Origin of the sequence: Intrasporangium zincisolvens (assembly GCF_034724055.1) — a bacterium.
Classification (GTDB): Bacteria; Actinomycetota; Actinomycetes; order Actinomycetales; family Dermatophilaceae; genus Monashia; species Monashia zincisolvens.
The window spans coordinates 595,361-608,465 of sequence record NZ_JAWIIL010000003.1; the positions used below are offsets into that span (position 1 = coordinate 595,361).

Annotated in this window: 11 protein-coding genes; 1 reads left to right on the forward strand and 10 read right to left on the reverse strand. The window is 72.2% G+C overall.

Annotated features, from left to right (window positions below):
- Positions 1-42: 42 nt before the first annotated feature.
- Positions 43-1,329 carry an MFS transporter gene (locus RY076_RS11235; RefSeq protein WP_323097801.1) on the reverse strand — a complete coding sequence of 429 codons (1,287 nt, stop codon included), beginning with the start codon at positions 1,327-1,329 and terminating at the stop codon, positions 43-45.
- Positions 1,330-1,415: 86 nt separating this feature from the next.
- Between RY076_RS11235 and RY076_RS11240 the strand changes: the two genes are divergently transcribed.
- A complete protein-coding gene (locus tag RY076_RS11240; protein WP_323097804.1) occupies positions 1,416-2,327 on the forward strand; it encodes a LysR family transcriptional regulator in 912 nt (303 codons plus the stop codon).
- Positions 2,328-2,330: 3 nt separating this feature from the next.
- Here the strand turns inward: RY076_RS11240 and RY076_RS11245 are convergent, their stop codons facing one another.
- From RY076_RS11245 to RY076_RS11285, 9 genes are all read right to left on the reverse strand, one after another.
- On the reverse strand, positions 2,331-2,834 hold the full coding sequence (locus RY076_RS11245) for an amino-acid N-acetyltransferase (protein ID WP_323097807.1): 504 nt from the start codon (positions 2,832-2,834) through the stop codon (positions 2,331-2,333).
- Positions 2,831-4,051: an LCP family protein gene (locus tag RY076_RS11250; protein WP_323097811.1), complete on the reverse strand. Its 1,221-nt coding sequence runs from the start codon at positions 4,049-4,051 to the stop codon at positions 2,831-2,833. The genes RY076_RS11245 and RY076_RS11250 overlap by 4 nt, the downstream gene beginning before the upstream one ends.
- Positions 4,052-4,073: 22 nt before the next feature.
- Positions 4,074-5,408 carry an FtsX-like permease family protein gene (locus RY076_RS11255; protein ID WP_323097814.1) on the reverse strand — a complete coding sequence of 445 codons (1,335 nt, stop codon included), beginning with the start codon at positions 5,406-5,408 and terminating at the stop codon, positions 4,074-4,076.
- Positions 5,405-6,178, reverse strand: coding sequence for an ABC transporter ATP-binding protein (locus RY076_RS11260; RefSeq protein ID WP_323097817.1), 774 nt, complete (start codon positions 6,176-6,178; stop codon positions 5,405-5,407). The genes RY076_RS11255 and RY076_RS11260 overlap by 4 nt, the downstream gene beginning before the upstream one ends.
- A gap of 224 nt (positions 6,179-6,402) precedes the next feature.
- Positions 6,403-9,021, reverse strand: a complete 2,619-nt coding sequence (locus RY076_RS11265; RefSeq protein ID WP_323097819.1) for an ATP-dependent Clp protease ATP-binding subunit — start codon at positions 9,019-9,021, stop codon at positions 6,403-6,405.
- Positions 9,022-9,318: 297 nt separating this feature from the next.
- A complete protein-coding gene (locus RY076_RS11270) occupies positions 9,319-10,122 on the reverse strand; it encodes a hypothetical protein (protein ID WP_323097821.1) in 804 nt (267 codons plus the stop codon).
- A 343-nt stretch (positions 10,123-10,465) separates the two neighbouring features.
- Positions 10,466-10,975, reverse strand: a complete 510-nt coding sequence (locus tag RY076_RS11275) for a nucleoside deaminase (protein WP_323097823.1) — start codon at positions 10,973-10,975, stop codon at positions 10,466-10,468.
- Positions 10,972-11,724, reverse strand: a complete 753-nt coding sequence (locus tag RY076_RS11280) for an SAM-dependent methyltransferase (RefSeq protein ID WP_323097826.1) — start codon at positions 11,722-11,724, stop codon at positions 10,972-10,974. The genes RY076_RS11275 and RY076_RS11280 overlap by 4 nt, the downstream gene beginning before the upstream one ends.
- A gap of 68 nt (positions 11,725-11,792) precedes the next feature.
- Entirely contained in the window at positions 11,793-13,088 is a 1,296-nt protein-coding gene (locus RY076_RS11285; RefSeq protein ID WP_323097829.1) for an alpha-hydroxy-acid oxidizing protein, read from the reverse strand.
- Between the last annotated feature and the right edge of the window lie 17 nt (positions 13,089-13,105).

Consider the following 13,105-nt stretch of genomic DNA (forward strand, 5'->3'; position numbering starts at 1 on the left):
ACGCGTCGGGGCAGCGTTCCGACCGTCGTCCCGAGGGTGGGGTCAGGCGCAGGGCCGGGTGTGGCCGAGCATCCGCGTCGTCGAGGTGAGCACGGCCACCAGCACGATCGCCGCGAACACGACGAGCACGCCGGGCGCCGGGAACCACGTCAGCGCGACACCTGCCGCGATGACGGGCACCGTGATCCCGGCGTACGCCGCGAGAAACATCCCGGCGAGGGTCTCGCCGCGCCGCCCGGCCGAGGCCAGCGATCCGGCTGTGGTCAGCGCGACGTTGAAGACGAGCCCGACGCCCGCCCCGGCCAGGACGCCCGAGACGACGAAGACGGCGAGGGTGGTCGTCCATGCACCGAGACCCACGAGCACGAGGCCGGCGGTCATGAGCACCATCCCGGCGCGCAGTCGCACGCGCACGTCCCGACGGCCGAGGACGACCTGCGACACGGCCGAGGCGCCGATGACGCCGAAGACGATGGAACCGGTGACGAGTCGCGAGTGCACGCCGAGCGTCCCACCGACGAAGCTCGCCGTGAGCGAGGTGAACAGCCCGAGCACCGAGAAGGCCGCGGCGGCGGCCACGGCGGCCGCCGAGAACTCGGCCCGAACCTGCGGTTCGACCGTGACGCGCTGGGGGCGATAGGCCGGTCGCGGACCGCGACGCTGCACCGTCTCGGGTGCGAGCAGGAGGGCGCCGAGAGCCACGAACAGCAGCACGACCCACACGGCGTAGGGCAGCACGAGCGGGGCGGGCAGCCACTGCGTCAGCAGCCCTGCCACGAGCGGCCCGAGGGCGAGGCCGCCGGTGTTGACGGCGCCGGCCACGACCGAGGCGAAGCCGGAGTCGCTGCCCGGGCGCCCGACGGCGTGCAGCTCGGCCAGGTGGGCGGTGGCCGTGGCGGTGACCGCCCCGATGCCGAGGCCGCACAGGAAGCGGGCGACGAGCAGGCTCGTCGTGTCGTGGAGGAGCACGAACAGCACGGCGCTCACGAGCTCGACCCCGGTGGCGGCGAGCAGCACCCGGCGCCGGCCGAGGTAGTCGCTGACGTGCCCGGCGAGGTAGAGGCCGGCCATCACGCCGAAGCCGTACGCCGCGAAGACGACGGTGATGACGAAGGTGGGGAAGCCGTCGAGGCGCTGGTAGAGCGGGTAGAGCGGCGTCGGCAGGGTCGTGAAGGCCATGAGCACGAGGAAGGCGCCGACGACGACCCAGAAGCCGCGGCGGTGCCGTGCCTCGTGGCTCGCGTCGGTCGACGACATGGCGGACGACGCGGCGGGCGAGGAGGGTGCATGGGACGCGTGCGGCGCCAGGGATGTCGACGACAGGGCCATGCGTCCAGCGTGCTCCTGGGGCATTCATCGTGTCCAACGACGAATGGTGGTCACACTCATCGTCAGTTTCGATGGATGATGGGCGGGTGGAGACGCGTCACCTCGAGTTCTTCGTCGCCGTGGCCGACGAGCTGAGCTTCACCCGCGCCGCCGAGCGCGTCCAGGCCGTGCAGTCGACGGTGTCGGCCGGGATCCGCGCCCTCGAACGCGAGGTGGGCTCGGCCCTCTTCGACCGGTCGACGCGCCACGTGTCGTTGACGCCCACCGGCCGGGCGTTGCTGGCGCAGGCCCGGACGGCGGTGGCCGCCGTCGAGGAGATGCGCGAGGTCGGTGCGCGCTCACGCGGCCAGGTGCGTGGAACGCTGCGGATCGGCATGATCACCAACCTCGAGTCCCTGGGGCTGCCGGCCGTCGTCGGTGAGTTCCACCGCGCCTACCCCGACGTGGAGCTGTCGCTGAGGACGTCGCCCCGTGGGTCGACCGGCCTGCTCGACGACGTGCGGCGCGGGCGGTCCGATGTCGCGTTCTGCGGTCTCGCAGTCGCCGAGCTCGTCGGCGTGCACGTCCGGGTGCTGCGCCGCCAGCCGTTCGTGGCCCTGCTGCCACCCGGTCACTCGCTCGAGGGCGCGGACCGGGTGTCGGTCCGGGACCTGCTCGGCGACGACTTCGTCGAGATGCCGAAGGGATTCGGCAACCGACGCATCGTCGACGACTGGCTGGCGGAGCAGGCCCTGACCCGCCGAGTCACCATGGAGGTGCCCGACCTGACCACCGTTCCCGACTACGTCTCGGCGGGTCTCGGCGTCGCCGTCGTGCCGGCACAGGCCGCACCGCCCGCGCCCGCTGCGCACACCGGTACGGCGCCGACCATCGTGCCGCTCGTCGAGCCGCTCGTGTGGGAGCTGAGCGTCATCGCGCGCGAGCAGGGCCGGTCACCGGCCGTCGACGCCCTGCTCGAGCACCTCGGGAGACGGTTGCCGGGAGGCGAGGCCTCCTGAGGCTCAGAGGGTTCGGAGCATCCGGGTGTTGCCGAGGGTGTTCGGCTTGACCCGCTCGAGGTCGAGGAACTCGGCGACGCCCTCGTCGTAGGAGCGCAGCAGCTCGGCGTAGACGGCGTGCGACACGGCCTGACCCTCGATCGCGGCGAACCCGTGCCGCTCGAAGAAGTGCGTCTCGAAGGTGAGGCAGAAGAGGCGCCGCACCCCGATGTCGCGGGCGACCTCGACGAGCTCCTCGAGGATCCGGCCGCCGAGCCCCGTGCCGAGCTGGTCGTCGGCGACGGCGAGGGTGCGGATCTCGGCGAGGTCCTCCCACATGACGTGCAGCGCGCCGCAGCCGACGACGCGGCCGTCGACCTCGGCCACCCGGAACTCCTGCACCGACTCGTAGTAGGTGACCGCCTCCTTGCTCACGAGGACGCGTCGCTCGGCGAGGGGGGCGACGAGCGCGCGGATGGCCCGGATGTCGGCGGTTCGCGCGCGCCGGAGAACGGGCGCGTCGCTCACGAGAGGTTCCCGTCGCGGAACTGCGCGAAGAGGCGTCGGGCCTCGGCGCCGAGCACGACGATGGACTGCTGGCCGGCCCACCCGAAGGCGCCCTTGGCGACACCGCGGCCGACCTTGAGCGGGTTGAGCGTGTGCAGGCCGGCGGTGAAGGTGAGGATCTGCTCGGCGTCGAGGTTGCTCCTGCCGACCTTGCTGAAGCTCGTCAAGGCCTTGGGGATGGCGATGGGCCCGGCCAGCTTGGCCTTGATGGCCGCCGCGAGGATCACCTCGCCCTGGTGGCGCGAGCGGCCGAAGTCGCCGTCGGGGAGGGTCTTGCGCTCGCGGGCGTAGGCGAGAGCCTCGGCGCCGCTGAGTGTCTGGGCGCCGGCCTTGATGACCATGTTCTTGGCGTGCGAGGCGACGACGGTCTTCGGGATGACGATGGGGATGCCGCCCTGCTCGTCGACGACCTTCTTGAAGCCGGAGAACCCGATGACCACGTAGCCCTGCACGGGAAGGCCGGTGACGCGTCGGACGGTGGCCACCTGCGCGGACGGACCGCCGAACACCATGGCGGAGTTGATCTTTCCCTTGCCGCCGGTCGACAGCGGCACCCAGAGGTCGCGGGCCATGCCCATGACACCGCCTCCGCCGGAGCCGTCCTGGCCGATGACCTGGAGCACGTCGGCCCGGGTGCGCTCGAGCGGCTGCCCCTTGCGCGCGTCCGACCCGATGGCGAGCACCCAGCGGGGGCCCTTGGGGCCCAGGGACGGGCGGTCGACGCCGAGGCCGGGCCACCAGCCGCCGACGACCTTCCACGTGGGCCCGACGGCGAGCGTCACGTCGTGGCCCGCGGTGACGACGGCGACGGGGGTGCCCATCCACGAGCCGACGGACGCCGTGGCACCGGCAGGCAGCGCGGCGGGCTTGCGCGCGGCGAGAGCGGCCTTCGCGCTGGGGCTCGCGCCGGCGCCGAGGTCGCCACCGGAGTAGATGCGCTGGACCAGCGTGGCCAGCGGCGCCGGTGCCCCGGCGATGCCGCCGCTCCGGGTGGGGGTCGACGACGCGCCGCCCGAGCCCGACGCCGACGCGGAGCCCGGCGTCGAGGCCGGTGACGACGCAGGGGAGCCGGTCGGCGTCGAGGTGCACGACGCCAGCAGCGCCACGGTCGCGGCGGCCACGACGGCGACGCGCGTGCTGGTGCGGCGGCGCGCGGCGGGGCGGTGCACGGAGGTCACCGCCCCACCGTAGACGACCGGTTCACGCGGCGCGGGAGGCCGTCCGCACGAGGGAACGCGACGCCAGCACGGAGGCCAGCACGACGCCTCCGGCGAGCACCGACGTCACGACGAACCGCACGACGAGCGCGCCGTCGAGGTGGCTGGAGAACGGCAGGATGAGGACGAGGACGAACCCCGCCGACAGGGCGATCGTCACCGCGAGCGGCAGCGCCACCTCGAGGGCGCGTGCCCGGTGCAGCACCTGCTGCCCCGTTCCGGCGAGGGCGAGCGCACGGTACTGGTCGCGCTGGTCGAGCACGCGCGCCGCCTGGACGACACCGGTCGAGGTGGCTCCGACGACGGTGATGATCGCCAGGGTGACGAACGCGCCGGTGCCGAGGTCGGCCGCGAGGTACTGCTCGAGCCCGGGCGTCGGGTCGTCGACCACGGTGAGGCTCGTGAACCCGGTGACGACGACGGCGAGGCCCAGCGCCCCGACGGCCCGCCACGTGCTCTTCGGGTCGTCGGCGATGCGCCGGGCCGCGAGCAGCGTCGTTGCCGTGGGCGCCACCCGGGCGGCGAGGCGCCCGGCGACCATGACGACCCACGGGCCGACGGCGTTGACCGCCAGGATCATCGCGCCGAGCACGAGGACGATGACGACGCGGTCCGGCTCCTTCATCGGGGTGATGACGAGCACCCAGGCGGCACCGGCCGCGGCCGCCACGAGCAGCCGCAGCAGGCTGAGCCGTTTCGGGCTCGTGCGCGCCGCCACGCCGAGCGGGCTGACGGCCACGCGGGCCAGGCTCGACGCACCCGACAGCACCGCCACGACGACCACGGCGGCCACGACGAGCCCCGTCTTCCACAGCGGCAGCAGCAGCTCGCCGAGGTCGAAGGCGCGGCCCTGGAAGGTCAGCCGGGCCACGAGCGGCAGCACCGCGACGTAGAGGACGACGCCGACCAACGCACCGACGAGTGCCTGGGCCGCCGCCTCGGCCAGCGTCATGAGGGTCACCTGCCCGGTCGTGCCACCCGCGAGCCGCAGCGCCGCGAGCCGCTGGTCGCGCCGCGCGATGGCGAGGCGCGCCGCCACGCCACCGAGGGTGAGGATCGGGATGACCATGCACGTCGTCGCGATCCACGCCAGCGTGACGTAGAGGTCGCCGATCGTGGCCGCGTCGACGGCCAAGCCGCCCACGCCGGCGCCCGGCGGCGTCGTGTTGCGGGCTTCGAAGGCGGTCAGACCGGCGACGCAGACGAGCAGCGAGGCGGACGCGACGGCGAACGACACGATGGCGAGGACTCCCGGCACGCGGTCCTCCCCGGCGCCGGCCCGGCGCAGCCGCCACCACAACGACAGCGCGGCCCTCACCGGGCCACCCCCGCCCGACGCGTCGTCCGCTCGACGACGCGCCCGTCCCGCACCCGCACCACGGTGCCGCACCACGCCGCGACGTTCTCGTCGTGGGTCACGACCACGAGGGCCGCACCGGTGTGGGCCGCCAGGTCGGTGAGGTGGCGCATCACGTCTGCGCTCGTGTGCTGGTCGAGGGCGCCCGTCGGCTCGTCGGCGAACACGACGCCGGGGCGCGCCACCATGGCCCGGGCGATGGCGACCCGCTGGGCCTGCCCGCCCGACAGCTCGCCGGGGCGTCGCTTCTCGAGGCCGGCGAGCCCGAGCGGCGCGAAGAGCGGCATCGCCTGGCGCGTCGCGGCTCTTCGCGAGATCCCGTCGAGCATGAGCGGCAGGGCGACGTTCTCGACCGCGGGCAGTTCGGGCAGCAGCATGCCCTGCTGGAACACGAAGCCGAAGTCCTTGCGGCGCAACGTGGTCCGCTCGCGATCCGACATCCTCGCGATGTCGCTGCCGTGCCACAGCACCTGACCGCCGGTCGGGCGCAGGATGCCGGCGAGCACGTGGAGCAGCGTCGTCTTGCCGGAGCCCGACGGGCCCATGACGGCCACGCTCTCGCCGGGGCGCACGGTCAGGTCGACGCCGCCGAGGGCGGGCGGTGTCTGGCCGGGGCTGCGGCCGTACGTCATGACGAGGTCCCGGGCGACGAGGCCCTGGGACGCGTTCGGGTCGGTGCTCCTGGCGTCGTCCGGGGCGTTGCCGACGACGTTGCTCATGCGATTGCTCATGCTCCAACCCTCGCCGCGGGGGGTGGTGCGCGTCGTCGGCCGACGGGCCCGACGCGTCCGCCCCGGCTACGACCCCGGTCTGACCCCCGCGGGCCCGGGCGTCCACCCCCGGTCGAAGGGCGCCGACGCATCGGGGTCGGGACGCGTCGGGCCGGGGACGGCGAAGGGGCCGGGGAACGTGTCCCCGGCCCCTTCGGCCGTGTTGTCCTACCGCGTCAGCGGGGTCAGCGCTCGCCGCCGGCCACCCCGTGGTCGGGGTAGACGGTGTCGTCGGGCACCGACGGGCCGGCCGTCACGTTGACGCCCAGCGCCTCGTCGAGGGCCGCGCCCTCGGGCAGCGCCGGGAGGTCGTCGGCCGGGCGGTGCGACGCGTCGGGGTGGGCCATGTCGGAGAAGGTGAACGTCTCCTCCTTGCCCTCGCCCTCGGTGTCGACCTTGATGTACTGCCCGGACGTGAACTCGGCGTAGAGGATCTTCTCCGAGAGGGCGTCCTCGATCTCGCGCTGGATGGTGCGACGCAGCGGTCGCGCACCGAGCACGGGGTCGTAGCCCTTCTTGGCGAGCAGGTCCTTGGCCGCCTGCGTGAGCTCGATGCCCATGTCCTTGTCCTTGAGCCGCTTGTCGAGCTTGGCGATCTCGAGGTCGACGATCTGCGTGATCTCGTCCTTGTTGAGGTGCGGGAACACGATGGTGTCGTCGACGCGGTTGAGGAACTCGGGTCGGAAGTGCTGCTTGAGCTCGTCGGTGACCTTCGCCTTCATCCGCTCGTAGTCCGAACGGCTGTCGGGCCCGGCCGAGAAGCCCATGTTGGCCTTGGAGATGTCCCTCGTGCCGAGGTTGGTCGTCATGATGATGACGGTGTTCTTGAAGTCGACCATCCGACCCTGCGAGTCGGTGAGGCGGCCGTCCTCGAGCACCTGCAGCAGCGAGTTGAAGATCTCCGGGTGGGCCTTCTCGACCTCGTCGAAGAGCACGACGGAGAACGGCTTGCGGCGCACCTTCTCGGTGAGCTGGCCGCCCTCCTCGTAGCCGACGTAGCCGGGGGGCGAGCCGAACAGGCGGCTCACCGTGTGCTTCTCCGAGTACTCGGACATGTCGAGCTGGATCAGGGCGTCCTCGCTGCCGAAGAGGAACTCGGCGAGCGTCTTGGCCAGCTCGGTCTTACCGACGCCGGTGGGGCCGGCGAAGATGAACGAGCCACCGGGACGACGCGGGTCCTTCAGGCCCGCACGCGTGCGGCGGATCGCCTGGGACAGCGCCTTGACGGCGTCGTCCATGCCGACGATGCGCTTGTGCAGCTCGTCCTCCATGTGGAGCAGTCGGCTCGACTCCTCCTCGGTCAGCTTGAAGACCGGGATGCCGGTGCTGGCGGCCAGGACCTCGGCGATGAGCTCCTCGTCGACCTCGGCCACGACGTCCATGTCGCCGGACTTCCACTGCGCCTCGCGCTCGGCCTTCTCCTGGCGCAGGCGCTTCTCGTCGTCGCGGACACGGGCCGCGCGCTCGAAGTCCTGGCCGTCGATGGCCGACTCCTTCTCGCGGACCAGCGCGGCGATCTTCTCGTCGAAGTCACGCAGGTCCGGCGGCGCCGTCATCCGGCGGATGCGCAGTCGCGCGCCCGCCTCGTCGATGAGGTCGATCGCCTTGTCCGGGAGGAAGCGGTCGTTGATGTACCGGTCGGCCATGTTGGCCGCGGCGACGAGGGCGCCGTCGGTGATCGTGACCCGGTGGTGGGCCTCGTAGCGGTCGCGCAGACCCTTGAGGATCTCGATGGCGTGCGGCAGCGTCGGCTCCTGCACCTGGATCGGCTGGAAGCGCCGCTCGAGGGCCGAGTCCTTCTCGATGTGCTTGCGGTACTCGTCGAGCGTCGTCGCGCCGATCGTCTGCAGCTCGCCGCGGGCCAGCATCGGCTTGAGGATGCTCGCCGCGTCGATCGCGCCCTCGGCGGCACCCGCACCGACGAGCGTGTGGATCTCGTCGATGAAGATGATGATGTCGCCGCGAGTGCGGATCTCCTTGAGGACCTTCTTCAGCCGCTCCTCGAAGTCACCGCGGTAGCGGCTGCCGGCCACGAGCGAGCCGAGGTCGAGGGTGTAGAGCTGCTTGTCCTTGAGCGTCTCGGGCACCTCGCCCTTGACGATGTCCTGGGCCAGACCCTCGACGACGGCGGTTTTGCCGACGCCGGGCTCGCCGATGAGGACGGGGTTGTTCTTGGTGCGGCGGGACAGCACCTGCATGACCCGCTCGATCTCCTTCTCGCGCCCGATGACCGGGTCGAGCTTGCCCTCGCGGGCGGCCTGCGTGAGGTTGCGGCCGAACTGGTCGAGCACGAGCGACCCCGCCGGGGTGCCCTCGCCCTGGGCCTGGCCGACGCCGGCTCCGGCCTTCTCGCTGCCCTGGCCACCCTGGTAGCCCGACAGGAGCTGGATGACCTGCTGGCGCACCTTGTTCAGCTCGGCACCGAGCTTGACGAGCACCTGCGCGGCAACGCCCTCGCCCTCACGGATGAGGCCGAGGAGGATGTGCTCGGTGCCGATGTAGCTGTGGCCGAGCTGGAGGGCCTCGCGCAGCGAGTACTCGAGGACCTTCTTGGCGCGGGGCGTGAAGGGGATGTGGCCGGTGGGGGCCTGCTGCCCCTGGCCGATGATCTCCTGGACCTGGGCCCGGACCGCTTCGAGCGAGATGTCGAGCGACTCGAGGGCCTTCGCGGCGACGCCTTCGCCTTCGTGGATCAGACCCAGGAGGATGTGCTCGGTCCCGATGTAGTTGTGGTTGAGCAGGCGTGCTTCCTCCTGCGCGAGGACAACCACCCTCCGGGCCCTGTCGGTGAACCGTTCGAACATGTTCTTCTCCTGACTGATCGAGAGACATCTCGATGCTATCCGTGCCCGCTGTCGGCGAGCACAACCCGACCAACGCGGCGGCGTCGGGTCCTGTTCCCCATCCTGAGTCGGTTGCGCTCAGGTTCGGCCTCTGTTCGCCGTGGGCGAAACGCTGTCCACCCCTCGGCGCCTTGCCTCCGTCCTTCCCGGCTTCTTCTCGCCGTCAACAGCGCAACCGCGCCACGGCGCAGTTTCGACCGGATACGGAACCGATCCGATGCTGCAACCGCGCCATGGCGCACTTTCCCTCGCTGGCGGTCAGGCAGGAACGGCGAGATCACCGGGCCGGCTCGGGAAGTGCCGACGCCACTCGTCGCGAAGTGGAGGCACCGGCATCCCCACCGACCGCATCGCCTTCACCACGCGCACCAACGTCTGTGCGGGGGTTGAGTAGATGTCCCTCGAGATGATGACGAGACGACGGATCCGCTCGTCATCGAGGACCTCATCGCGGCCGATGTCACCCAGCCACTGCTCATCCGACTCCGCATGCTGCCGACCGTCGTACTCGATGATGAGCCGATAGGGCAGATACGAGAGGTCGTAGCGCCGCAGGAGCCGGCCGTCGGCGTCGTGCACCCGGTGGTCCACTTCGGGCTCCGGCAGCCCGGCGAAAACGATGAGCAGACGAACCCGGCTCTCCATGGGCGAGTCCACGCGAGCCCGCACGAGGGACGCGGCCCGTCGAGCCAGCCGCGAGTACGGCCCGCTGTGGTGGCGGGCGCTCTCGACCAGCTCGGCCTCGGTGGTTCGGCCGGCCCGGACCAGCGAGTCTCCGAGCACGACAAGGTCGACGAGATCGAGAAGCTGCGCCAGGTCGAGGAATGTCTGTACCGGGCTCGTCAGCCGCAGGCCGCGAAGAGCCACGACGCGCTGTCCGGCCTTCGTCCGGTGAGCGGCGATGCCGACGCGTCGGGTGCGGTTGCGCGGACTGCACACGTGGACGTCGGGGTCGTCGGGCACGACGCCGCCCCACAGCAATGCAGCGGTGTGGTGCGATACGAAGCTGGCCGGGGTGACGACCGAGAGGGCAGCCGCGGCTCGCGCCTTCACGGTGGGCACCGACCCACGCTCGAGGTGCACACCCCGGAAGACGGCCCGGTGGCTGCGCCTCAGGGACGCGTCGGTGAGGCCTGCCTCCAGCGCGTCGGCCCGTCGGATGGGAGCCGGTTGCTCGTGTGAGTTCGTCATGACCCCGACCCTGCATGCGCTTGCCATGCGTCTGCCGACGCTCTCCACAGGCGCCCAGGCAGCGCGCCGTGGCGCGGTTCCGACGTGGAGCGGTCCCCGAGCCGGTCGGCAACCGCGCCATGGCGCACTTACCGCGCGGATCGCATCCGATCAGACGCAGGAAGTGCGCCATGGCGCAGTTGCTGCCGCCGCACGAGTGGGGTGGGCGGACGCGTCAGGCGGGTGGGCGGCGGCGGGCAAACCGCTGGTGCAGGTTGCGCACCTCGTCCTCGAGCTCGGGCGCGGGGCCGGCGACGACGGCGTCCGGCACGACGTCGATGATGGCGAGGGCGCGCACCGGCGAGGGCGGCACGCCCCACGACGCCCGCCAGCGGCCCAGCCGATCGCTGCTGACGGCATAGACGATCCGACCCAGGCCCACCCAGCCGTGCGCGGCCGAGCACATCGCGCAGTGCTCGCCCGAGGTGTAGACCGTGGCCGCGGCGCGTTCCGACGCGGTGAGCCGGGCGCCGGCCCAGCGGGCGATGGCGAGCTCGGGGTGCTGCGTCTCGTCCATCTCGATGACGTGGTTGTGGTCCTCGAAGAGCACCCCGCCGTCCGCCGACACGAGCACCGAGCCGAACGGCTCGTCGCCGCGCTCGAGGGCCAGCCGCGCCAGCTCGACCGCCCGGCGCAGGTGGACGAGGTCGGCCTCGGTGACGCGTGTGGCGTCGGTGCTGCTCATGCGACCCTCCCGGTGACTAGTGCGAACGTGACGAAGGCGCCGCCGTCGGCCTCGAGCATCTGCTGCACCGGCGAGGTGGCCTGGCCCTTGAGCTCGTTGACCGCCCGCTCCCAGAGCAGCCAGTTCGCGCAGCCCTCCGGCTGGCTCCGCGCCGTGACGGAGGCGAAGGCGCGGCTGAAGTCCCACTGGCTGCGCAGCCACTCGGCGGTGTGCCAGGCGGCCGTCTCGGCGCCGACGACCTTGTCGACGTGGTCGGGGATCTCGCCGAGCTCGCGCACCTCGGTGGTCAGCGCCGGCGTCGCCACGCCGAGCTGGCCGCCCGGGCGCAGGAACTTGGCGACGTAGGGCGGGTAGTGGTCGCCGGTGCCGAAGTACTCCCACGCGTCGATGCTGATGATCGCGTCGAAGGCGCCCCGGCCGAAGGGCAGCTGGTGGGCGTCGACCCGCACCGGCAGGACGCGGTCGGCCACGCCCTCCTTGTCGAAGACGGCGGCGGCCTCGCTCGGGTCGACCCAGAGGTCGGCGGCCACGACCTGGACCCCGTACTCCTTGGCGAGGAACACCGACGTCGCCCCGAGACCGGACCCGAGGTCGAGCACGCGCATGCCGGGGCGCAGGTCGAGGTCGGCCGCGAGGTCCTCGAGCAGCCAGAGCGGGTGCGGGCCCATGTCGAGGTCGACGAGCCACATGGCGTCGTACTTCGACGACTTGGGGAAGGCGTCCTTCGTGAGGTGGTCCAGCGCAGGCATGCCCCGATCCTCCCTGTCGCGGGTCGCGGCGTCGACCGAGATCCACTGTGCGAGCGGGCGACGCGAGGTCAGGTGACGCGCACGAGGTCGTCGGGCGTCAGCGCGGCGACCGACGTCCGCCCCGTGAGCGCCAGCTGGAGGTCGAGCTCCGCGCGCAAGTTGCGGAGCACCTCGGCGACGCCGGTCGCGCCGGCCAGTGCCAGCCCGTACACGTGCGGACGGCCGACGCCGACCGCGCTGGCTCCCAGGGCGAGGGCGACGAAAGCATCTGCGCCGCAACGGATCCCGCTGTCGAAAACGATCGGTATCGCGGACCCTGCACCTCGGACGGCGTCGACGACACCCGGCAGCGCGTCGAGCGCCGCCACCGACCGGTCGACCTGCCGCCCGCCGTGGTTGGAGACCCAGAGGCCGTCGACGCCCTCGTCGACCGCGCGCAGGGCGTCCTCGGGGTGCAGCACGCCCTTGAGCACGACGGGCATCGTCGTCAGTGCGCGCAGCCGGGGCAGGTCCTCCCACGTCAGGGACGCCCGGCTGAAGACGTCGAGGAACACCTCGACCGCGGCCCGCGGCTCGGCCGAGGTGAGGTTGCGACGCGTGTCGCCGGGGTGGTTGCGGCTCATCGACACCAGCGTCGACACCGCCGCCGGTGTGGGGCGCGGGCGCTCCTGTGCGCCAGCGGATTCCGCGGCCGCGATGCGCTCCGCGACGAGCCGACGGAAGACCGGGTCGGACGTGTACTGCGCGATCCCCTCGCCGCGTGCGAACGGCAGGTGCCCGAGGTCGAGGTCGCGCGGGCGCCAGCCGAGGTAGGCGGTGTCGAGGGTGACGACGAGCGCCTCGCTGCCGCAGGCCTCGGCGCGTGACACGAGGCTCTCGACGAGGTCGTCGTCGCTGCTCCAGTACAGCTGGTACCAGTGGCCCGTGCCGCCGAGCTCGCGCGCGACGTCCTCCATCGGCACCGACGCCTGGGTGCTCAGCACCGGCGTCACGCCTTGGGCCCGCGCACCTCGGGCGACGGCGAGGTCGGCGTCGGCGTGCGCCATCGACAGCACGCCGATGGGGGAGACGACGAAGGGCGACGGGTGGCGGCGTCCGAACAGCTCGACGGACTGGTCGCGCTCGCGGGTGTCGACGAGCATGCGGGGCACCACCTGCCAACGGTCGAAGGCCTCACGGTTGGCGCGCGCGGTGGCCTCGGACCCGGCCGACCCTGCGACGTAGGCGAACCCGCGCCTCGACATGACGCGTCGGGCGGCCTCCTCCAGCTGCGTGCCGTCGGTGGTGACCTCGGGCCGTCGCCCGAAGGCGCCTGCCCGGTAGATCGCCGACTGCACCCCTCGGCCGAGCCCTGTCTCAGGCATCGGGCGTCCTCCTCACG

What these genes read in the sequence shown, in the direction of transcription:
- RY076_RS11285 (WP_323097829.1), bottom strand. Translation starts at nt 13,088, where the DNA reads ATGCCTGAGACAGGGCTCGGCCGAGGGGTGCAGTCGGCGATCTACCGG.
- RY076_RS11280 (WP_323097826.1), bottom strand. Translation starts at nt 11,724, where the DNA reads ATGCCTGCGCTGGACCACCTCACGAAGGACGCCTTCCCCAAGTCGTCG.
- RY076_RS11265 (WP_323097819.1), bottom strand. Translation starts at nt 9,021, where the DNA reads ATGTTCGAACGGTTCACCGACAGGGCCCGGAGGGTGGTTGTCCTCGCG.
- RY076_RS11260 (WP_323097817.1), bottom strand. Translation starts at nt 6,178, where the DNA reads ATGAGCAATCGCATGAGCAACGTCGTCGGCAACGCCCCGGACGACGCC.
- RY076_RS11235 (WP_323097801.1), bottom strand. Translation starts at nt 1,329, where the DNA reads ATGGCCCTGTCGTCGACATCCCTGGCGCCGCACGCGTCCCATGCACCC.
- RY076_RS11275 (WP_323097823.1), bottom strand. Translation starts at nt 10,975, where the DNA reads ATGAGCAGCACCGACGCCACACGCGTCACCGAGGCCGACCTCGTCCAC.